General features: G+C 58.8%; 17 protein-coding genes. 8 read left to right on the forward strand and 9 right to left on the reverse strand.

Translation table 11 applies throughout. From position 1 onward, the window contains the following. Positions 1–118 precede the first annotated feature (118 nt). Positions 119–1,021, reverse strand: coding sequence for a choline ABC transporter substrate-binding protein (locus AGR13A_RS11220; RefSeq protein ID WP_374701174.1), 903 nt, complete (start codon positions 1,019–1,021; stop codon positions 119–121). Between the two features lie 367 nt (positions 1,022–1,388). Between AGR13A_RS11220 and AGR13A_RS11225 the strand changes: the two genes are divergently transcribed. From AGR13A_RS11225 to AGR13A_RS11235, 3 genes are all read left to right on the forward strand, one after another. Beyond that, positions 1,389–1,970, forward strand: a complete 582-nt coding sequence (locus AGR13A_RS11225; protein WP_035220701.1) for a thymidine kinase — start codon at positions 1,389–1,391, stop codon at positions 1,968–1,970. A gap of 212 nt (positions 1,971–2,182) precedes the next feature. Continuing rightward, the gene (locus AGR13A_RS11230) at positions 2,183–2,635 is read left to right on the forward strand and encodes a pseudoazurin (RefSeq protein ID WP_080835520.1); all 453 of its coding nucleotides are present in this window, start codon (positions 2,183–2,185) and stop codon (positions 2,633–2,635) included. A 238-nt stretch (positions 2,636–2,873) separates the two neighbouring features. Continuing rightward, a complete protein-coding gene (locus AGR13A_RS11235) occupies positions 2,874–4,031 on the forward strand; it encodes a DUF2333 family protein (protein WP_035220700.1) in 1,158 nt (385 codons plus the stop codon). A 22-nt stretch (positions 4,032–4,053) separates the two neighbouring features. Here AGR13A_RS11235 and AGR13A_RS11240 read toward each other — a convergent pair whose 3' ends face one another. Continuing rightward, entirely contained in the window at positions 4,054–4,770 is a 717-nt protein-coding gene (locus AGR13A_RS11240; protein WP_080835523.1) for a helix-turn-helix transcriptional regulator, read from the reverse strand. A 100-nt stretch (positions 4,771–4,870) separates the two neighbouring features. Further along, positions 4,871–5,392 carry a TIGR00645 family protein gene (locus AGR13A_RS11245; RefSeq protein ID WP_080835526.1) on the reverse strand — a complete coding sequence of 174 codons (522 nt, stop codon included), beginning with the start codon at positions 5,390–5,392 and terminating at the stop codon, positions 4,871–4,873. Between the two features lie 358 nt (positions 5,393–5,750). On the opposite strand from AGR13A_RS11245, the gene AGR13A_RS11255 reads away from it, so the two are divergent. Further along, complete coding sequence (locus AGR13A_RS11255) at positions 5,751–7,991, forward strand: TonB-dependent hemoglobin/transferrin/lactoferrin family receptor (protein WP_080835533.1); 2,241 nt, start codon at positions 5,751–5,753, stop codon at positions 7,989–7,991. Between the two features lie 55 nt (positions 7,992–8,046). Here the strand turns inward: AGR13A_RS11255 and AGR13A_RS11260 are convergent, their stop codons facing one another. Further along, positions 8,047–8,961 carry an extensin-like domain-containing protein gene (locus tag AGR13A_RS11260; protein ID WP_080835536.1) on the reverse strand — a complete coding sequence of 305 codons (915 nt, stop codon included), beginning with the start codon at positions 8,959–8,961 and terminating at the stop codon, positions 8,047–8,049. A 282-nt stretch (positions 8,962–9,243) separates the two neighbouring features. Between AGR13A_RS11260 and AGR13A_RS11265 the strand changes: the two genes are divergently transcribed. Further along, the gene (locus AGR13A_RS11265; protein ID WP_080835538.1) at positions 9,244–11,433 is read left to right on the forward strand and encodes an anthranilate synthase; all 2,190 of its coding nucleotides are present in this window, start codon (positions 9,244–9,246) and stop codon (positions 11,431–11,433) included. A gap of 85 nt (positions 11,434–11,518) precedes the next feature. Here the strand turns inward: AGR13A_RS11265 and AGR13A_RS11270 are convergent, their stop codons facing one another. After that, a complete protein-coding gene (locus tag AGR13A_RS11270) occupies positions 11,519–12,466 on the reverse strand; it encodes an HD-GYP domain-containing protein (RefSeq protein ID WP_080835541.1) in 948 nt (315 codons plus the stop codon). 277 nt (positions 12,467–12,743) lie between these two features. Here AGR13A_RS11270 and ade point away from each other — a divergent pair, with 277 nt between their 5' ends. Further along, positions 12,744–14,438, forward strand: a complete 1,695-nt coding sequence (ade, locus tag AGR13A_RS11275) for an adenine deaminase (protein WP_080835546.1) — start codon at positions 12,744–12,746, stop codon at positions 14,436–14,438. A 226-nt stretch (positions 14,439–14,664) separates the two neighbouring features. Here the strand turns inward: ade and aac(6') are convergent, their stop codons facing one another. Continuing rightward, positions 14,665–15,120: an aminoglycoside 6'-N-acetyltransferase gene (aac(6'), locus tag AGR13A_RS11285; RefSeq protein ID WP_080835549.1), complete on the reverse strand. Its 456-nt coding sequence runs from the start codon at positions 15,118–15,120 to the stop codon at positions 14,665–14,667. After that, entirely contained in the window at positions 15,117–16,781 is a 1,665-nt protein-coding gene (gene bglA / locus AGR13A_RS11290; RefSeq protein WP_080835552.1) for a beta-galactosidase BglA, read from the reverse strand. Before bglA ends, aac(6') begins: the two co-directional genes overlap by 4 nt. Positions 16,782–16,935: 154 nt before the next feature. Between bglA and AGR13A_RS11295 the strand changes: the two genes are divergently transcribed. Together AGR13A_RS11295 and AGR13A_RS11300 are read left to right on the forward strand one after the other, a co-directional pair. Further along, on the forward strand, positions 16,936–17,856 hold the full coding sequence (locus AGR13A_RS11295) for a sugar kinase (protein ID WP_167377471.1): 921 nt from the start codon (positions 16,936–16,938) through the stop codon (positions 17,854–17,856). A gap of 203 nt (positions 17,857–18,059) precedes the next feature. Then, complete coding sequence (locus AGR13A_RS11300) at positions 18,060–19,109, forward strand: bifunctional monoglucosyl/glucuronosyl diacylglycerol synthase (RefSeq protein WP_080836772.1); 1,050 nt, start codon at positions 18,060–18,062, stop codon at positions 19,107–19,109. A gap of 185 nt (positions 19,110–19,294) precedes the next feature. On the opposite strand, the gene AGR13A_RS11305 is transcribed toward AGR13A_RS11300, so the two are convergent. Next, positions 19,295–19,906: a hypothetical protein gene (locus AGR13A_RS11305; RefSeq protein ID WP_167377472.1), complete on the reverse strand. Its 612-nt coding sequence runs from the start codon at positions 19,904–19,906 to the stop codon at positions 19,295–19,297. A 121-nt stretch (positions 19,907–20,027) separates the two neighbouring features. After that, a complete protein-coding gene (locus AGR13A_RS11310; protein ID WP_080835556.1) occupies positions 20,028–20,636 on the reverse strand; it encodes a DUF2026 family protein in 609 nt (202 codons plus the stop codon). Positions 20,637–20,849 lie beyond the last annotated feature (213 nt).

Below are 20,849 nucleotides of genomic sequence, written 5' to 3' on the forward strand. Positions count from 1 at the left end.
CTGGCGCATGACCTTCAATGTCTGAAAATTCACAGGCAAGGTCATGCATGGGCATCGTTATTTCCCGCTGATCCGGCCCGCCGCGCAGGCCGGATACAGTCATGCATCGTCTTGCAGCTTAGAGGCCGAGAGCCTTCTTGGCAGCAGGCAGGGCGTCAGCGCTGCCGTCCTTGGTCTTGACGTTGGCGAGCCAGGGCTCGATCGCCGCCGGATTGGCCTTCAGCCAGGCGGTTGCAGCCGCCTCGCCTTCAAGGCCGTCATTCAGGATCTTGCCCATGATCTCGTTTTCCATGGGCAGGGAAAATTGCAGGTTCTTGAGGAAAGCACCGACATTCGGGCATTCCTCGACGTAACCCTTGCGGACATTGGTATGGATCGTCGCACCGCCGAGATTGGGGCCGAAGACGTCGTCACCGCCGGTCAGATAGGTCAGCTTGAAATTCGCATTCATGGGATGCGGTTCCCAGCCGAGGAAGACGATGGGCTCACCGGATTTTTCGGCGCGGGCCACCTGGGAGAGCATCCCCTGTTCGGACGACTCGACCACCTCGAATGACTTCAGACCGAAACTGTCCTTGGACACCATGTCAAGGATCAGGCGATTGCCGTCATTGCCCGGCTCGATGCCATAGATCTTGCCGCCGAGATCAGCGCTATGGGCGGCGATGTCCTTGAAATCCTTGATGCCGAGTTCGGCACCCTTGGCATTGGTCGCAAGCGTATATTTCGCACCCGTCAGGTTTTCACGCAGCGTTTCAACCGACTTGTCGGCACGGTAAGGCGCGATGTCGCCTTCCATGGTCGGCATCCAGTTGCCCAGGAAGACATCGATGTCCTTGTTCTTCAGCGAAGTGTAGGTCACGGGTACCGAAAGAAGCTTGACGTCGGTTTCATAACCAAGGCTTTTCAGGAGTACCGTGGCGGTCGCCGTCGTGGCGGTGATGTCGGTCCAGCCCACATCGGAGAAACGCACCGTGCCGCAACTTGCCGGCTCCGCGGCACCGGCCGCGCTGAACGTCATGACGGAGATTGCTGCGGCCAAAGCCAGACAGCGACTTCTATTTGCAAACATTCGCTTGCTCCCTGTTTTTTCGTTCCCTTGCCATTATCAATATCTGCCGGACACAATCAACTCGCGTGCATTTGCGTGCTTTGGCGCACCGTTTGCGACAAAACGCGCAAATTAGGCGGTTTCAGCCCGATGATGCGGGAAATGGCAGGTTGCGGAAATCTGTGTTTTTCCTGCCTCGGCACTTTTCAACCCGCTTCTTCGCCGTCAAAAGACGCTCAATACAGCATCGGCTTATAGACTGGCATCGATTCTGCGGAACGCGATGTGCCGATTGAAGAGGTTGGAGCAGCCCTGCAAGGCGCTCCGGGAGTGGATAATGGCAAAACTCTATTTCAATTATGCGGCGATGAACGCCGGCAAATCGACCATGCTGCTGCAGGCATCCTATAATTATCAGGAGCGCGGTATGCGCACCCTGATTTTCACGGCCGCCTTTGACGACCGGGCGGGCGTCGGCCGCGTCGCCTCACGCATCGGCCTGTCTTCCGACGCCCGCACCTTCGATGAAAACACCGATATTTTTTCCGAAGTATCGGCCCTGCACGCCGAAGCGCCGGTCGCCTGCGTTTTTGTCGATGAAGCCAATTTTCTGTCCGAACACCACGTCTGGCAGCTTGCCGGCATTGCCGATCGGCTGAACATCCCCGTCATGGCCTATGGCCTGCGCACGGATTTTCAGGGCAAGCTCTTCCCGGCCTCCAGGGAACTGCTCGCCATTGCCGACGAGCTTCGCGAAATCCGCACCATCTGCCATTGCGGCCGCAAGGCGACGATGGTCGCCCGCTTCGACAATGAAGGCAATGTGGTCAGGGAAGGCGCGCAGATCGATGTCGGCGGCAACGAAAAATATGTCTCCTTCTGCCGCCGCCACTGGGTGGAAACGGTCAAGGGCGAATAGAGTATTTCCACGCAAAGTGCCCCCGGTCTTCCGCCCGGAAGTGCGACTAACAAAGAGTTAGAGTGTTTTCTCGATTCGAAGAAAAGCGAAAACACTCTGACCCTGCGTCCGGTTGCCGCATTTGATTTTTCGCAAGGATGACCCGCCCGCTCCCGCGCTAAGACCGCAAAGACACATTCGCGTGGATGTGCCTTCTCCCAGGAGCAAAAGATATGCACAACAAAACTGCCATTATAACCGGCCTCGTCATCGCAGCCGGCCTTTTTGCCTTTCCCGCCCTCTCGGCGGACATCGAGGTGAAGATGCTCAACAAGGGCAGCGACGGCCAGGCGATGGTGTTTGAACCGGCAAGCATCAAGGCGGCCGTCGGCGACACCATTACCTTCGTCCCCGTCGACAAGGGCCATGATGCGGCAGCTATCAAGGAAATGATCCCCGAGGGTGCTGCTGACTTCAAGGGTAAAATGAACGAGGCCGTGAAGGTGACGGTGGAGAAGGAAGGCGCCTACGTCATCAAATGCACGCCGCATCTCGGCATGGGCATGGTCGCGCTCGTCGTTGTCGGTGATGCCGCGCCGGCCAATCTGGACGCCCTCAAGAATGGCAAACTGCCGAAAAAGGCACGCGACCGGCTGAATGCCGAGATCGCCAGGCTCGGCCTCTAAGAGCATCCTCAACTGTCCGCGGCCGGTGATGTTCGGTTAAGCCTGCTGTGAATACCGGAACGGCTGGCGCGGACCACAGGTTGAGAAAAGTTTCGCAATCATGTTGTATCCCGGGTGAGCGGGACATATCTGCAAGGCAGTAAATGACCGCGGTTTGATGAAATGCCGGGAACGCGCGGCGAGGATGCAGCTTTTCCGGGCGGTATCCAGCCCCACGGGCAGAGGAGACTATGACGACATGATCGACCGGATCACCGCTTTGATTCAGGCAGCCTTCAGCGCCATCGGCAGGGCCGCCGGTCTCGTCGTCGCCTGGCTTTTATGGCCTTTCATGGCCGCCCATGGCTGGTATAGCGGCCGCAACTGGATCGTAAAGGGCCCAATCGCTCTGGTGCTCATTCTCCTTGCCGGCTTCTACGGATATTTTGTCTGGCAAACGCAGGTCTGGAGCAATTTCGACCCGGATTACATTTCCCGTTACAAGCTTGCCGAACGCACCGTGCCGCCCGGACAGGAATTGCCGGCCGCGAACCCCGCTGCACCCGCCGGTGCAACCGGCGCTGCCGCAAACACCTCAGCGCCAGTGTGCCAGCGCTCGGCCATCGTCGATGCCGCTGCCGATCTCACCGATTTCAACGTCAACCAGAACGCATGGATTTCCTCCATGCTGCTCTATCGCCTCGGCCTTTTCGGCATGGACTGGGACAGCACGCCGTTTCTCGACAACAAGGCGTCCTTCCAGCGCGGCGTGAACCAGGCCGTGCGCCGCACCTCGGTGGAACTGGTGGATACGCTCGGCCGCGTTCGCGGAACCTCCGGCATCAACAACAATCTCCAGGAAGCGCGTGGCAACATGCAGTTCAGCGAATATTCCTGGTATTTCGGTCTTGATCCCTTTGGCCCGAAGACGCCAACGCCCAGCTATTATCGCGCCGCCATCCGCAGCTTCCAGGCCTTCAATGGCGAACTGACCGCCTGCAAGGCCGTCTTCGATACCCGCGCCGACAACCTTATCCAGTTTATCGATCGCATTGCCGGCGATATCGGTTCGACATCCGCCATTCTGCGCGAGCGGTCGGAAAACTATAATGGCGGCTGGTTCGATACCCGTGCCGATGACCGTTTCTGGTTCGCCTATGGCCAGCTCTATGGCTATTACGGCGTGCTTTCCGCCGCCGGATCGGACTTCGCGCAGGTTATCCGCGAACGCAACCTGACCAATCTGTGGAACGACACGCTGCTCCAGACCCGTGCGGCGCTGCGCATCCAGCCGGCGATCATTTCCAACGGCGAGGAAAGCGGCTGGATCATGCCATCGCATCTCGCCACCATGGGTTTTTACGTTCTGCGGGTTCGCTCGAACCTCGTCGAACTCCGCTCGGTTCTCGACCGCTAACGGTGCCGGCCCTGCGGCCGGCTCAATCTATCAGGCGCTGGCGTATGGCCTTGGCCACCAGTTGCGTGCGGTTGACGCAATCCAGTTTGCGCATGGCGTTGTTCAGATAGGCGTTGACGGTGTGTTCCGAAATGGACAGAAGCTCGGCGATTTCCACCGACGTCTTTCCCTGCGCCGTCCAGCGCACCACCTCGAGCTCCCGCTTCGTCAGCGGTGACGGGCCTTTGAAGCCGCTTCGGCAAAGGCGGTCATAGGCTTCGAGCGCATGCAGGGCGATCATACCCAGTTCGTTGAGCGAGGCCTGCGACAGGGCATCGCGGTCGCCGGCGAAATTCATCAGATGACGATATCCGTTCATGCCGTTGACCGGCACCATGAGACCGGAAGTGATGCCTATGCTGCTGAGCGAGGCCCCCGCCTCCGCCAGCGACTCACAGGCAAGCTCCGCATCATCGAGCGACCAATATTGCGGCATCATCGAAGAGGCGCCGCGCTTGATGACCGGGCAATCGCCAAGCGCACCGTTCTTGGTCATCGCATTCACGACCCAGACCGGCAGACTGCTTTCCACCACCGTCGGCAAGGCCTGGGCGTTGCCGAAGCCCGGCAATCTGAGAAGGGTCACATGGGAATAGCCGAAAGCCTGCATCACCGCCTGGAGCGCCACCAGCCATTGCTGCCTGTCGGCGGCAGCCGACAGATCCCGGCAAAGGCTGGCCTGGCGCTCCGTCTTCGGCATTCAGGCACCGCCACCAAGGGGGGCCGGGATACGCCGAAGCATGGGACATACGGCGCGGGCAGACACGGTTTCGACCTTCATATTCAGCGGACCACCTTCATCAAATGACCTGTTTCTCAGATTTGTCCTTCGGCTTGGCCATCAGTTTTTCCAGGAAGCCGAGCATGACCGCCGAAACAACAAAAGCCAGATGGATGATGGTGAACCACATCAGCTGGCTGTCCGTATACTGGCTGGCATTGAGGAAGATCTGCAGCAGATGGATCGACGAAATCGCCACGATCGACGAGGCGACCTTGATTTTCAGACTGCCCGAGTCGAGCTTGCCCAGAAACGAAACTTCGTCATCCGCCTGATCGAAGCGGCTGACGAAATTCTCGTAGCCGGAGATCATCACCATCACGATGAGGCTGGCGACCAGCGCCGCATCGATCAGCCCGAGCATGGCGAGGATCATGTCCGCTTCATCGTAGGTGAAGACGTTTTTCGCAACCTTCAGGAACTTGAGCGTGAAGGAGAAGGCGTAAACCGCCAGCGCCGCGACAAGCCCGAGATAAAATACAACGAGCAGCCAGCGGCTGGAGAGAATGATCCGCTCGACGAGCAGTTCAAGAGACTTCATTTCCGTATCCGATTAATGATCTGTTTATTGTTAGGGCATTCTTTATGTCGCCATCTAAACTGGCTGCGAATATCCTAGCAAGCGGCAATGTCGGGACTTTGGCCGCATGGCGGCGTTTTCGCCCCTATCTGCCGCTTTGGATGCGGCATGGTGAAGCGTCACATTTTTGCAACGTACTGTTATGCTTTAAAACATGATGTAAAAAGTCATATATAATATGTTGACAGTTATCGTCATGTTTTTTAGTCCTCGCTTATCGGCTTGCCCGTAACAAATCAAAACAGTTTCAGCCGCGACAGAAGGCGCGGCGCGTTTTTGCGCGCCGTGGTTTATGCGCGCGCCTATCCGGGGGTATTTAATGTCCATCTCGCGCAAGCATTCCACGCTGCTTTTGTGCACCGCCATGTCTCTTCTACCGCTTGCCGGCCCAGCATTTGCCCAGGATGCCGCTTCGCAGGCGAACGGCGCCACCACGCTCGAAAAGATCGTGGTCAAGGGCAAGCGCGTTAAAAGCGCCAATGCCGCTGCCGACACGCCGCTGGCGAGCCAGACCACGGCCGAAGACATCCGCGAGAAGGACATCGGTAGCATCAAGGATCTCGGCAACTCGACCGAGCCGGGCGTCGATTACGTGGATTCCAAGCCCGGCCGGCCCGGCGGATTGTTCATTCGCGGCCTCGGCGGCGCACGTGTCGTAACGCTGATCGACAATATCCCCGTTCCTTTCTTCGAAAACTTCGCCCGCCAGGGTCAGGCCACCACCACCTTGAGCAATACGAATTCAAGCTTTGATTTTTCATCGCTTTCGACGGTCGACGTGGTGCGCGGCGCTGATTCCAGCCGCATCGGCTCCGGCGCTCTTGGCGGTGCGCTGGTGCTGCGCACGCTCGAGCCGGAAGACCTGATCGGCGAAGGCAAGGATTGGGGCGGCGTTGCCAAGACCACCTATGACAGCGAAGATAGAAGCGTCGGCGGCTCGCTCGCCGTCGCCAAGAAGATCGAGAACACCTCGGTCCTGTTCCAGGGGTCCTACAAGCGCGGCAACGAGACGGACAACAAGGGCAGCGCCGACATTTACGGAACACGCCGCACTAAGCCCAACCCCGCCGACACCTATGAAAGCAACCTGATGTTCAAGATCCGTCAGGATCTGGAAGGCGGCCACCGCATCGGCCTGACGGCCGAGCGTTATTCGCTGAGAAACCGCAGCGACATGAAGACCCTGCAGGGCGTTAGCGTTTCGGGATCGACCTACCGGATCGGTGATTACAGGGGTTATGAGGACACGGAACGCGACCGCGTATCGCTCGACTACGAATATGAGGCGCCCTCGACCGACGGCTTCATCGATGCCGCCAATCTTTCGCTTTACTGGACACGCCTCTCCAAGGAATCCGGCGCGGGCGATCGCCTGACCAACAATTCGCTCTATATTCGCGAAGACAGCATGCGCAACAGCGCTTTCGGCATCGTCGGCGGCCTTGAATCCGGTTTCGAACTCGGTGGTGTGCAACATACGGTGCGCTTCGGCGGCAACGCCATGACCACCGATTTCAGCCAGGAGCTTTTCGCCAACACGGCCGGAGTGACCTCGTCCTCGCAGTCGGACATGCCTGACGTCAGCGGCAAGAGCCTCGGCCTTTATCTCGATGACGAAATCGCATTTGGCAACGGCTTCCGCCTCACCCCCGGCCTGCGCTTCGACTCCTACGATTACGATCCGGATGGCTCTGTATCCAGCAACAGCGGTTACAACACCTTCGGCCTGCCGAGCGGCAATAGCGGCTCACGTTTCTCGCCGAAACTGCTTGCTACCTATGACGTCACGCCGGAACTCCAGCTCTTCGCCCAATGGTCGATGGCCTATCGTGCGCCGACGATCAACGAATTGTACCTGAACTTCTCGAACATCAGCTCCGGTTATGCTGTGGTCGGCAACTCTGCTCTCAACCCCGAAACCAGCAATGGCTTTGAAATCGGCGCGAACTACGCATCTGGGGACCTCACGGGAAGCATGACGCTGTTCCACAACAAATACAAGAACTTCATCGAGCAATACACGACCTCGACCACCCTCTTCCCCGGCTTCGGCGGCAGGGGCAACGGCTCGCTCTTCACCTATCGTAACCGCGCCAATGTCGAAATCTCCGGTGTGGAAGCCAAGGTCCGCAAGGAACTCGCAAACGGCTTCTTCGCCCATGCCTCGCTTGCTTATGCCTATGGCAAGGATACCGACACCAACGAATTCATCCGTACGGTCGCGCCGTTCAAATCCGTCCTTGGCGTGGGTTACGCCCAGGAGACATGGGGCACGGAATTTACCGGCATCTTCTCCTCGGGAATGCGCGACGACAAGGTGGCGACCACCTTTGACGCACCCGGTTACGGCATCTTCAACCTGACCGGATGGTGGGAGCCCGAACAGACCAAGGGTCTGCGCATTCAGGCTGGCATCTACAACCTGTTCGACAGGCAATATTGGAATGCGGTCGGCGTTCGCGACGTCAATCCCAACACCGTCAGCAGCGTCAACCAGCCAGTCGACTTCTACACGGAAGCAGGCCGCACCTTCAAAATCTCCCTGACCCAGAAGTTCTAAGACGGGTCAGAAACATCATCTCCAGTCGGGGCGGCCTTCGGGTCGCCCTTTTTTATCAGCGGCAATAGAGATAGCCGCCCTTCCGTTCCAGCACGTCGAGATGCAGGTGGTCCTGATGGGTGGCGTCACTGCCGGGGGAAAGAACGGTGCGGAAAAACAGGCAGGCGGCTGCCGTGATGGCGCGCTGGAAAGCGCCTTCGGGCGTTCCATCCTCACCGCGCGGCTTCATCACCAGCGGCTCGCCCTTGTCGAAGGCAATGGTAGAAATATCCACGGCATTGCCCTTTGCGTGCTCGGAAATCTTGCCGTTTTCAGCACTGTTGCGGTTGCGGCAAATATAGGTCGAGGCATTGGCAATCGCCGTCACCTTCTTCTCCGGCAAAGCGAGAGCCGCCGCCGGCAGCATCATCTCCCTGGTCCAGCGCGATAGTGCAAGGGCGGTTTCACAACGCATGGTGCCCGATGGCTCGAGCTTGATGCCCGGCAGGACCACGGAAAGCTCGATCGGCGCTTCAATGCCGCAGCCCTGCTCCTCATCCCGGATCGGTTCAAGCTGCTTGAACTCCGCACCGATCTCCTTCAAGGCACCAAGGCAGGCCTGCAGCGCGGCCGGATCTTCCGGCTTCACCGGTTCGGCCTGTTTCTCCTCCGGTTTTGCCGCCTCCTCAGCCGGCTTCTGGCGCTCTCCCTCTTTGTCTTCCTTGCGCTCCCCCTCATTCTTCGCACCGTCGGAGCCCTTCCCGGCTGGCAACTCCTTGCCATCGGGTTGCTGCTCTTTCGGCATCTCCGGTTTTGGGGCGGGCTTTGGTGCTTCAGCAGGCTTTTGCGTATCCTCTTCCATCGGTTTTTCCGCCCCGGCGGGAGCTTTCCCCTCAACCGGTTTCGGTTGCGGCACCGGCACCTGCGGCGGCGGTTCGGAAGCGGAAATCAATGTGAGGCTGATCACCAAAAGACACAGACGATGAAGCATTTTGCGGGGCACTCCTGACCGTTTCGGCAGGGCAGGAACGCGACGGCGCCCGGTAAGGTTCATTCCGCCGTCGGAATCCCCTTGCCAAGGCCAATTGTGCACGCTAACAATTTTCCCATGAACATCGTGTCTATGAACATTGCTAACTGGTGGTGGAGCAGCTTTACGCGGCCTTGACCAGTCATGTCTTCAGACAAAGTCCAAGCCGCCCGAATTTTCAGGCGGCTTTTTTGTTATTCTGCCGCCTGTCATCGGGCCTGAACAACGGGAAGTGCGAAAGAAATGGTAACGATCATTCAGGATGACGGAGCGGAAACCTACGAGACGAAAGGCGGCATCAAGGTCAGCCGAAAGCGCCGGCCCGCCGATTACACCAGCGCCATCGATAACTATATCGAAAAGCTAGATTCCCATCGCGGCGCGGTTTTTTCGTCCAACTACGAATATCCGGGCCGTTACACACGCTGGGATACGGCCATCGTCGATCCACCGCTCGGCATTTCCTGTTTCGGCCGCAAGATGTGGATCGAGGCCTATAATGGTCGCGGCGAAGTGCTGCTTTCCTTCATCACCGAAAAGCTGAAGGGCACGCCCGATCTTACCCTCGGCGCTTCCGCCACGCGCCGTCTCGATCTCACCGTCAACGAACCGGACCGCGTTTTCACCGAAGAAGAGCGTTCGAAAATCCCGACCGTCTTCACGGCGCTGCGCGCCATCGTCGACCTCTTCTATTCGAATGCGGATTCGGCCATCGGCCTGTTCGGCGCCTTCGGTTACGATCTCGCCTTCCAGTTCGATGCGATCAAGCTGTCGCTGGCGCGCCCGGAAGACCAGCGCGACATGGTTCTGTTCCTGCCCGACGAAATCCTCGTCGTTGATCACTATTCCGCCAAGGCCTGGATCGACCGTTACGATTTCGAAAAGGCCGGCGTGACGACGGACGGCAAATCCTCGGAGATCACACCCGACCCGTTCAAAACCACCGATACCATCCCGCCCAAGGGCGATCACCGTCCCGGCGAATATTCCGAACTGGTGGTGAAAGCCAAGGAAAGCTTCCGCCGCGGCGATCTATTCGAAGTCGTTCCCGGCCAGAAATTCATGGAGCGTTGTGAAAGCAATCCGTCGGCGATCTCCCGCCGCCTGAAGGCGATCAATCCTTCGCCCTATTCCTTCTTCATCAATCTCGGCCATCAGGAATATCTGGTTGGCGCCTCGCCGGAAATGTTCGTACGCGTCTCCGGCCGCCGCATCGAGACCTGCCCGATTTCCGGCACCATCAAGCGCGGCGACGATCCGATTGCCGATAGCGAGCAGATCCTGAAACTGCTGAATTCGAAGAAGGACGAATCCGAACTCACCATGTGTTCGGATGTGGACCGTAACGACAAGAGCCGCGTCTGCGAACCGGGTTCGGTAAAGGTCATCGGCCGCCGCCAGATCGAGATGTATTCGCGCCTCATCCACACGGTGGACCACATTGAAGGCCGCCTGCGCGATGACATGGACGCCTTTGACGGTTTCCTCAGCCACGCCTGGGCCGTCACTGTCACCGGTGCGCCGAAACTCTGGGCCATGCGCTTCATCGAAGGCCATGAAAAGAGCCCGCGCGCCTGGTATGGCGGCGCAATCGGCATGGTCGGTTTCAACGGTGACATGAATACGGGGCTGACGCTGCGCACCATCCGCATCAAGGACGGCATTGCCGAGGTGCGTGCGGGCGCGACGCTGCTCAACGATTCCAATCCGCAGGAAGAAGAAGCCGAAACCGAGCTGAAAGCCTCCGCCATGATATCAGCCATTCGCGATGCCAAAGGCACCAACGCCGCCGCCACCAAGCGTGACGCCGCCAAGGTGGGTAACGGCGTCAAGATCCTGCTGGTCGATCACGAGGACAGCTTCGTTCATACGCTGGCGAATTATTTCCGCCAGACCGGCGCAACGGTGTCGACAGTCAGAACGCCGGTTGCGGCAGAGGTCTTCGATCGCTTCCAGCCCGATCTCGTCGTGCTCTCTCCCGGACCGGGCAGCCCAACGGATTTCGACTGCAAGGCGACGATCAAGGCGGCCCGCGCCCGCGAACTGCCGATCTTCGGCGTCTGCCTCGGCCTTCAAGCCTTGGCGGAAGCCTATGGCGGCGAGCTTCGCCAGCTTGCGGTGCCGATGCACGGCAAGCCATCGCGCATCCGCGTGCTGGAACCGGGTCTCGTCTTCTCCGGTCTCGGCAAGGAAGTGACCGTTGGCCGTTACCACTCGATCTTCGCCGACCCCTCCACCCTTCCGCGTGATTTCATCATCACGGCGGAAAGCGAGGATGGCACGATCATGGGCATCGAACACGCCAAGGAGCCGGTGGCCGCCGTTCAGTTCCACCCGGAATCGATTATGACGCTCGGCCAGGACGCCGGCATGCGGATGATCGAAAATGTCGTGGTGCATCTGACCCGCAAGGCGAAGACGAAGGCGGCCTGAACATTCTGCATCGGCGGCGTTGCTTCAGCGTCGCCGATCCTCCCCTGATAAAGGCAGCCTGCGGACTTCGTGTTTTTACGGTCGCCTACCCCCTCGGCAGCGAGGCGGAAATGCACAGGGCGAATTTCTTCAGAAGCTGCGTGTCGAAATGGCCTTCCCGGCGCAGCATCCAGGTCAGGGCATCATTCGCCGTCCATGGCTTCTTGTAGGGCCTGACCGAGGTGACGGCGTCATAGACGTCGCAGATTGCCGCGATCCGCGCGTAAAGGCTGATTTCGTTTCCGACGCGCCCGCTTGGATAACCGCCGCCATCTATCCGTTCGTGATGATTGAAGCAGACGTCGAGAACCATGGCCGGCATCTGTTCATTGCGTGACAATATATCCCGTCCAAAAGCCGGGTGAAGATTGATGATTTCCCGCTCACTGGCGCTCAGCCCTTCTGCCTTGTTGAGGATCGACGAGGGAATTTCCACCTTGCCGATATCGTGCAATAGCCCGCTAATGCCGAGCAGATCGACGGTTCCCCTGTCCAGCCCGAGATAATTTCCAAAATGGATCATCAAACCGCTGACGGAGACCGAGTGCACGAAGGTCGTCTCGTCTTTCGATTTCAAACGGGTGACGCCGATGAAGATCGCCGGGCTCGACTGCACCGCATCGGAAATCTTGCCCGCCGCGGACGCCATGCCCTTCAGCGATACGCAGCCGCCTGCTTCGGCGACCGCAAAGGTCTCGGCTATAGCGTCGGCGGCCGAACGCACGGCATGGGTTACGGCGGCTATCGTTTCCGGGCAATTCTCCGGTTTCGGCGGAATGGTCGCGCCCGAGCGCGGCCTGCCGTCAACGTCGCTTCCCTTGGCCGTGTTGATGATGATGGTTTCGGCGCCGCTCAGTTTTAATTGCCGCATCAATTCCTCATGCCGCAAAAGGAAACGGTGCCGCCGTAAAAAATCATTGTTCGAAAGCGCTCCTTCGACCGCTTCGATAAACATGCCAACAGTCAATTGCTGGGTGGAAATTCGTTTGAGCATCAGACGCTTTTATTTTCCTTCCCGGGGATGGTAACCTCAACCGCTATCTTGGAAACGCCAGCACAGGACCGGCCCGCCCTTAAAGATGAAGTTACACTTTCCCAAAATTATTCAAATGCTGAACTTTAAATATAAGATAACACAAATATGAAAATTTTTTACTCTCGTTATATTTAAAACACAAAGAATCAACATGAATAAATCAAGAAACAACCCAAGAATGTAAATACTGTAAATTCTCGCATACGATGTAAACCAGGAGCCGAAGAAAACCCGCATGAATTCGAAAATTGAAACACGCATCGATCAGGGTACAGGCCGTGAACCGGCAGATATTGTTCTCAAAGGCGGGCGATTCTTCGATCTCGTGACCGGGGAACTAGTTGCCTCCGATATCGCCATCTGCGGCGATACCATCGTCGGAACCTGCGAAAGCTACAGTGGCCGCCGGGAAATCGATATTTCCGGTAAAATCGTGGTTCCAGGCTTCATCGATACTCATCTTCATATCGAATCGTCGCTGGTCACCCCACATGAATTCGACCGCTGCGTTTTGCCCTATGGCGTCACCACGGCCATCTGCGACCCACATGAAATCGCCAATGTATTGGGCGCGGAAGGGCTTCAATTCTTCCTCGACAGTGCCATGGAAACCATCATGGACATCCGGGTGCAGCTCTCCTCCTGCGTGCCCGCAACCCATCTGGAAACCTCCGGCGCCGACCTGCCGATCGAAAAGCTGCTGCCATTTCGCGATCATCCAAAGGTTATTGGTCTTGCCGAATTCATGAATTTCCCGGGCGTCATCCACAAGGACCCGGTATGCATGGCAAAGCTGGAAGCTTTTCAGGGCCAGCATATAGACGGGCACGCACCGCTTCTGTCGGGAACGGCGCTGAACGGCTACCTCTCGGCCGGCATCCGTACCGAACATGAATGCACGAGTGCCGCCGAAGCGCTGGAGAAGATCCGCAAGGGCATGCATATTCTGGTGCGCGAAGGCTCGGTCTCGAAAGACCTGCATGCCCTGATGCCAATCATCACCGAGCGCCTTTCGCCCTATCTGGCGCTCTGCACGGATGACCGCAACCCGCTCGATATCGCCGAACAGGGCCATCTCGATTACATGATCCGCACGGCCATCGCCAGCGGCGTGGAGCCGCTCGCCATCTACCGCGCCGCCTCGATTTCCGCCGCAAAAGCCTTCGGCCTGCGCGATCGTGGTCTCATTGCGCCCGGCTGGCGCGCCGATCTCGTGGTGGTCGACAGCCTGCAGAACTGCAAGGCCAGCATGGTGCTTTCCGGCGGCCGGATCGTCGATGACGCGCTGTTTGCAACCCGCAAACCGGTCGCCCCCGTCGGTCTGGACAGCGTCAAGGCAAGACCCGTGCTCGCCTCGCATTTCGGCGTGCCGGTCACGGAAGGCGAAAGCCCGGTCATGGGCGTGCTTCCCGGCAAGATCATTACCGAGCACCGCCGCTACAGGCTGCCGACGGATGGCAACCAGACCACCGTCGATCTCGAGAACGACATCATCAAGGTCGCCGTCATCGAACGCCACGGCAAGAACGGCAACCACGCCAACGGCTTCGTTCAGGGTTTTGGGCTGAAGAAAGGCGCCATAGCCTCCACCGTCGGCCATGACAGCCACAATATCTGCGTCGTTGGCGTGAACGAAGACGACATGGCGCTGGCCGCCAACCGGCTCGGCGAAATCAAGGGCGGTTTCGTCGTGGTGGAAGATGGCAAGGTGACGGGCGAAATCCCGCTCCCCGTTGCCGGCCTGATGAGTCTGGAACCTTACGAAGCGGTGCGCGACACGCTGCACACCCTGCGCAAGGCAGCCTATGCGCTCGGAACGACGCTTGAGGAGCCCTTCCTGCAGGTCGCTTTCCTGCCGCTGCCTGTCATCCCGCACCTCAAGATTTCTGACATGGGCATGGTGGATGTGGACCGGTTTGCGCTGATCTGATTGGCGGAAAATGCCTCGGCGGAAGACGGTAAAAGCGCATAAGACGCGCCGACCTCCTCATTCCTGTGCTTGTCACAGGAATCTAGTCGACGCGCGTCTGCGCGGCGAGAGAGTCTTTTCAGCCCAATGACTTGGGCTGGCTAGATTCCTGTGACAAGCACAGGAATGAGGGAAGCAGGATGCGTAATCAGCAGAGATCGCTGCATCTTCTGCTGTGCCCATACCCTCAATCCGGAGGCAGAGACTTGCGAAAATAAACCACCCGCTGCGTTTCCTCAAATCCCAGCGCCGCATGCATGCGGTGTGAATCGACATTGGAAATATCGGCATCGGAAGCAAGCTCGCTCACACCCTTGCTGGTCGCCCAACGGGTTACTTCGGCAATCAATGCAGCCGCAACGCCCTGTTTGCGAAACGCCTCCTCCACATAAACGCCTTCGAGAAACGCCACAGGCGAGGTGTCGCATCCGTTGACATAATCATGCCGCAGGCTGGCTTCAGCGAAACCGATGGCCATGCCCGCCGGATCATGGGCAATAAATCCAACCTCATTGTTGGAGACGTCCTGCAATTCCGCCCGGTGTTCGGCGGGTGAAGCATCGGGCCACAAGCGGTGCCGCAGAAGGGACCACTCATCGAGCGATGCTTCGTCAGCCGTCTCGATGACAAATTGCCCGCTCATGCAACGACCCCACAAAACACATCCAGCCCCTCGAGCTTCACGATCCCCGCATCGAATAACGGTGCGAAACCCGGCATCGGCAGTATATCGGTGACCCGCATGGCCTTCGGTATCGGGAATTCCACCGGTTCGCGGGTGAGGTTGAAAACGAAGAGCAGTTTTTCATCGCCCTTTTGGCGCGTGAAGGCCAGCACATCGAGATTGGTCTTGATGAAGTGCATGTCGCCATCGCGCAGCACGCCGTGACCTTTCCGGAAGGACAAAACCGCACGATAGTGGTTCAGGACCGAGTCCGGCTTGCGCTCCTGCGCATCCACCGCCTGCATGGCGTGGGCATAGGGCACCGGCAACCACGGCTTTTCTGCGCTGGAAAAACCGGCATTCGGCTTGCCGGTCTCCCACACCATCGGCGTGCGGCATCCGTCCCGCCCCTTGAAGGCGGGCCAGAAACGAATGCCGTAGGGATCGCGCAGATCCTCGAAGGCAAGTTCCGCCTCGGTCAGTCCCAGTTCTTCTCCCTGATAAAGGCATATCGAGCCGCGCAGGCTGGCGAGAACGCAGATGGCAAGCTTCGCTACCCGCGTCTGCTCTTCAGTGCCTTCGGAAAACCGGCTGAGGTGGCGCACCACATCGTGATTGGAAAAGGCCCAGCACACCCAGCCATCCTTGACTATTTTGCCGAAAGTTTCGACCGAGCCACGAAGGTGTTTTGCGCTGAAATCAGGCCCCAGCAGATCGAAAGTATAGCACATGTTGAGCTTGTCGTTGCCGGACGTATAGGCCGCAACCGTTTTCAGCGACCGTGCCCCGTCGCCCACCTCACCCACCGTGGCGCGGCCCTCATAGTCGTCAAGCAGCGCGCGAAAACGCTTCAGGAAAGCCACGTTTTCCGGCCGTGTCTTGTCGTAGAGATGGTCCTGCATGCCATAGGGATTGACGTCGGAGGCATCGAGACCAAAGCTCTCCTCGTCGAGAAGCGGCGGGTTGTCGCGCAGAAGCCTGTCGTGGAAATAATGGTTGACGGTATCGAGCCGGAAACCGTCAACGCCGCGATCGAGCCAGAACCGCACGGTTTCCAGAAGAGCGTCCTGCACATCCGGATTGTGGAAATTGAGATCCGGCTGCGAGGCGAGGAAGCTGTGCATGTAATATTGCTTGCGCAAGCCGTCCCATTCCCATGCCGGCCCGCCGAACACGGAAAGCCAGTTGGTGGGTGCCGTGCCATCCGGCTTGGGATTGGCCCAGACATACCAGTCGGCCTTGCTGTTGGTGCGGCTGGCGCGGCTGTCCACGAACCAGGGATGTTTGTCAGACGTATGGGAGATGACCTGATCGATGATGACCTTCAGCCCCAGCCGATGCGCCTCGGCCATCAGCGCATCGAAATCGGCAAGCGTGCCGAACATCGGATCGACATTGCAATAATCGGAAACGTCATAGCCCATATCGGCCATGGGCGAGGTAAAGAACGGCGAAAGCCAGATGCCGTCCACGCCGAGCGAGGCGATATAGGACAGCCGTTTCGTCACCCCGGCAAGATCGCCGTAACCATCGCCGGTCGTATCCTGAAACGAGCGCGGATAGACCTGATAGATCACCGCCCCCTTCCACCAGTCCGATTGCGCTTGAGGTTTGTGGGCCGGGGCATGGGGTAGCGTCATCGGCAATCTCCTGATGTGTCTGGCGGGAGAATATAAAGCCATCGCGGCGGCGTAAACCGGAACTTCGCACATGCACAAACGGCCAGAACCGCCCTTGTCAGCGGCGCGCACTCGTCGTAAGCCGCATGGCTGGAAAAAACGGGAGGATGACGGCGTGGGCGGACGGTTTCTGTCGATTGGCGAATGTATGGTGGAACTGTCGCAGGCCGGCAACGGGCTGCTGCGCAAGGGTTTTGCCGGTGATACCTTCAATACCGCCTGGTATGCGCGCGCCTGCCTGCCCGAAGATTGGTCCGTTGATTATTTCACCGCGCTCGGCGACGATCCTCTCTCTGAAGACATGCTCACCTTCATCGCGGATGCCGGCATAGGCACGGAAAAAATCCGCCGCATCAAGGGCGGCACGCCCGGTCTCTACCTGATCAACCTCAAGGACGGCGAACGCACCTTCAGCTACTGGCGCAACGCCGCCGCCGCAAGGCAGCTGGCCGCCGATGCAGACCACCTGCGCAGGACGGTGGAAAGCGCCGATGTCATCTATTTCTCCGGCATCACCCTCGCCATTCTCGCCTCGCCGCACGATGTAGATACTTTCCTTGCGGAACTGCGCCGGGCGAAAGCGGCGGGCAAGCCCGTGATCTTCGACCCGAATATCCGCCCGCGTCTGTGGACGGACAAGGGCACGATGCTGGAGACGATCACCAACGGCGCGCGCGCCGCAACGCTTGTCATGCCGAGCTTCGATGACGAAGCCAGCCATTTCGGCGATACCACCGTGGAAGCCACCATCGACCGTTACCGAGCGCTCGGCGTCGCCAATGTCGTCGTCAAGGACGGCGCCAAGGGCGCAACGCTCGATTTCGGCGGCAGCCGCAGCCATGCGCCGGCGGTGGAGGCCGTGGAGGTGGTGGACACGACGAGTGCGGGCGACAGCTTCAACGGTGCCTTTCTCGCCCGTTACGTGACAGGCAGTTCGCCGCAGGAAGCCGCCGTTTTTGCCGCAAGGGCAGCCGCAACCGTCATCGGCCATCACGGTGCGCTGATCAGCCCCGAGCTCCTTCCGCTGGTGGGATAGCCCCCTCCGCCCCTCATTCCTTTGCCTGTCACAGGGATGAGGAAAGAAGGAGCGCCGTTGACAACCGCAAACTTCTGCGCGCAAACCACGCTTCCCCGCCGTCACACACCCTGACATGATCCTGTAACACGCACGCCGCATATACGGGCAGAAGCCGGGCAATGGGGATTCGCCCGCGCGCAGATGAGCAGGATCAGTGTTTCATGACGAGAATCACGATTGTCACAGATGCCTGGCACCCGCAGGTCAACGGCGTGGTTCGCTCCATAGAAAACACCAATACCGAACTCGCGCGGCTCGGCGTCGATGTGCGCATGGTCACGCCGCAGAGTTTTTACAGCATCCCCTGCCCCACCTATCCGGAAATCCGCCTCTCGGTTGCCGGTTATCGCCGTGTGGCGGCGGAGATCGAAAAAAGCCAGCCTTCCTTCGTGCATATTGCGACGGAAGGGCCGCTGGGTTTCATGGCGCGGCGCTGGTGCGTGAAGAACCGCATGCGTTTTTCCACCAGCTATCACACCCGCTTTCCCGAATATGTGGCGGCGCGTTTCCCAGTGCCGGAAAGCTGGCTTTACGCCTTCGTGCGCTGGTTCCACAATGGCGGCAACACCTGCATGGTGGCGACGCCGAGCCTTGAGACCGAACTGGAAGCGCGCGGCGTGCGCAACCTGAAGCGCTGGAGCCGCGGCATCGACGCCGAGCTTTTCCATCCCCGCCCGAAAGCAAAGCTGCCTTTCGACCTGCCGCGCCCGATCTTCATGACGGTGGGACGTGTGGCGGTGGAGAAGAACCTTCCGGAATTTCTGGAACTGGACCTGCCCGGATCGAAAGTCGTTATCGGCGACGGGCCTGCCCGCCACGAGTTGCAGGAGAAATATCCCGGCGTGCTGTTTACTGGCGTCAAGACCGGTGAGGAACTGGCCGATGCCTATGCGCAGGCCGATGTCTTCGTTTTCCCCTCCAAGACCGATACTTTCGGCAACACCATTCTGGAAGCGCTGGCAAGCGGCGTGCCCGTGGCAGCCTTCCCCGTCACCGGACCGATCGACATTCTCGGCGGCAACCCTGCCGCCGGTGCGCTGGATGATAATCTGCGCGATGCCTGTCTCGCGGCGCTTCATTGTTCGCCGCAGGAGGCGCTTGCGCTTTCCAGAAGCTACAGCTGGGAAAAGGCATCGCGTCAATTCCTCGACAATGTCATCCACGCGGCGGGAAAATCCCTGCCGCTGCTGTCGCGTTCTCAACTTGCATGAGGCGATCCCCGAGATTCTGTTCGGGAACGGTGGACGAAACGAAGCGGGAATGTCACAAGGCAATCAGGACGCGACCGCCGTTATCTTTAGAACGGGGTCGGGCTGCTGATTGACGTCAGGCGGCTGCCGCGAGAACACGCTGGCCGTCCTATTTCCGGACGATCCCGCTATTTTCAGATGCCGCGTCAGGATAACGGAAGCAGCTCTTTCTGCTGGGCTGCGGACCAGTGATTGATCTTCTCGATGATGTCCTTTGCAGCAATCGGCAGGGCGCTGTTGGGTATGACAACCACCGTCCCGTGGAAAACCAGCACCAGACTGTCGGGCGGCGTGAGTGCGAGATGGTAGCGCGCCCAGCTCAGCTGCACGGTGTCCAGTCTTGTGACCTGCTTGTAACCCTCGGGTCCTATCTCGACCTCCGTGTGAGGCGAATACATCCGATCATTGGCAATATTCCAATGTGCCAGGACCTCGTAGTAGGATTTCATCTCCTTTCTCGAGCCCCGCCAGATAATGAACCATATGGCGAGGGCCACAAACGGTGCGGGTGCAAACACCCAATAACCGACCACCGGCCAGACGCCCGGAAACCACGGCAGGCTTAAGGAATAGATGAAACCGGCAGCAAGTCCCGCAAACGAGGATAGATGCGCTCTGGCCGAGGCAAAATGCCGCTTCCAGGACTTGTCGAAAATCATGCTGTAATTTTCATAGGCCTGATGTTGATAACCGTGGACATAGTCGGGAACATGTTTCGGATCGGGCGTGAAGCTTATTGAAATGGTGTCATCGGCCATAGGAACACGTCAATCCCGTCGCTGTTGAAGCCCAGTCTGCGTAGCAACATTGCCCCTATAAATCAAAAGACCTTTTGCTGACAAAACCTTCGGGATCGACACTGCGCGGCGTAATCTGCCTTCACCATGCTCCGGTGAGCATCTGGCCGGAAAGCGGCACGGTCCGCGCCTTGCCGTCGCGATCCGTTACCGAAAGCGATGCGGCCATCTGTTTCGGTGACTTGCGGAACCAGTTAGCGGCAACGCTCGCCATATCGCCGATCATCGCCTGCCTGTGCCAGTCGGCAAAGCGCTTGGCCGTGGCTTCGGGTTCGGAGCGATAGAAGAAATCGCCGGATTGCCCGAGATCGTTGATGGATGCCGCCATGGCGGCAAGCGGCCGCTGGAACATTTTCGCCGGCACGGAAAGCCCACCGGCACCTTCCGAAAATGCCGGGGCCATGAAATCGATCGCCCAGCCATCCGCCTCGATCCAGCAATGGAAATTCTCACCCGCACCCGTCACATAACCGTCTTCACGGTGATCGGCGAATAGCAGGACCGTTCCACCGAGATTATAGGCCGCAAGCCCGCCCTTCGGCACGGCCTTCACCTTGTAGTGCTGCTGCAGGATAAAGGCGCCGAAGGTGCTGAAATACATGGAGGCCGAGGCGGGATCGGCATTCTGGCTGATGAGCAGGCTGTTGATGACGCGGTAAATCCGGTGATAGTCGGTCTGCTTGATCAGCATGGTCTTTTACTCTTCAAAACCGTGAAATTGGGACGAGCGGATGCCGCTTGTTTCTTCTCCCCGAGGGGGAGAAGTCCGCGGCAGCGGGATGAGGGGGCGACGGTCGAGATATACGGAGAGGGTGCCCCACACACACACACCCACGCGTACGTACGACGACGTACGACGTACGTACGTACGTACGTACCGTACGTACCGTACCGTACCGTACCG

The organism is Agrobacterium genomosp. 13 str. CFBP 6927 (assembly GCA_900012615.1).
Classification (GTDB): Bacteria; Pseudomonadota; Alphaproteobacteria; order Rhizobiales; family Rhizobiaceae; genus Agrobacterium.

Coding starts and splice junctions, on each gene's coding strand:
- AGR13A_RS11265 (WP_080835538.1), top strand. CDS start 9,244: ATGGTAACGATCATTCAGGATGACGGAGCGGAAACCTACGAGACGAAA.
- AGR13A_RS11270 (WP_080835541.1), bottom strand. CDS start 12,466: ATGCTCAAACGAATTTCCACCCAGCAATTGACTGTTGGCATGTTTATC.
- AGR13A_RS11260 (WP_080835536.1), bottom strand. CDS start 8,961: ATGCTTCATCGTCTGTGTCTTTTGGTGATCAGCCTCACATTGATTTCC.
- AGR13A_RS11310 (WP_080835556.1), bottom strand. CDS start 20,636: ATGCTGATCAAGCAGACCGACTATCACCGGATTTACCGCGTCATCAAC.
- ade (WP_080835546.1), top strand. CDS start 12,744: ATGAATTCGAAAATTGAAACACGCATCGATCAGGGTACAGGCCGTGAA.
- AGR13A_RS11225 (WP_035220701.1), top strand. CDS start 1,389: ATGGCAAAACTCTATTTCAATTATGCGGCGATGAACGCCGGCAAATCG.
- AGR13A_RS11220 (WP_374701174.1), bottom strand. CDS start 1,021: ATGACGTTCAGCGCGGCCGGTGCCGCGGAGCCGGCAAGTTGCGGCACG.
- AGR13A_RS11240 (WP_080835523.1), bottom strand. CDS start 4,770: ATGCCGAAGACGGAGCGCCAGGCCAGCCTTTGCCGGGATCTGTCGGCT.
- AGR13A_RS11245 (WP_080835526.1), bottom strand. CDS start 5,392: ATGAAGTCTCTTGAACTGCTCGTCGAGCGGATCATTCTCTCCAGCCGC.
- AGR13A_RS11235 (WP_035220700.1), top strand. CDS start 2,874: ATGATCGACCGGATCACCGCTTTGATTCAGGCAGCCTTCAGCGCCATC.
- AGR13A_RS11305 (WP_167377472.1), bottom strand. CDS start 19,906: ATGGCCGATGACACCATTTCAATAAGCTTCACGCCCGATCCGAAACAT.
- AGR13A_RS11230 (WP_080835520.1), top strand. CDS start 2,183: ATGCACAACAAAACTGCCATTATAACCGGCCTCGTCATCGCAGCCGGC.
- AGR13A_RS11255 (WP_080835533.1), top strand. CDS start 5,751: ATGTCCATCTCGCGCAAGCATTCCACGCTGCTTTTGTGCACCGCCATG.
- AGR13A_RS11300 (WP_080836772.1), top strand. CDS start 18,060: ATGACGAGAATCACGATTGTCACAGATGCCTGGCACCCGCAGGTCAAC.
- bglA (WP_080835552.1), bottom strand. CDS start 16,781: ATGACGCTACCCCATGCCCCGGCCCACAAACCTCAAGCGCAATCGGAC.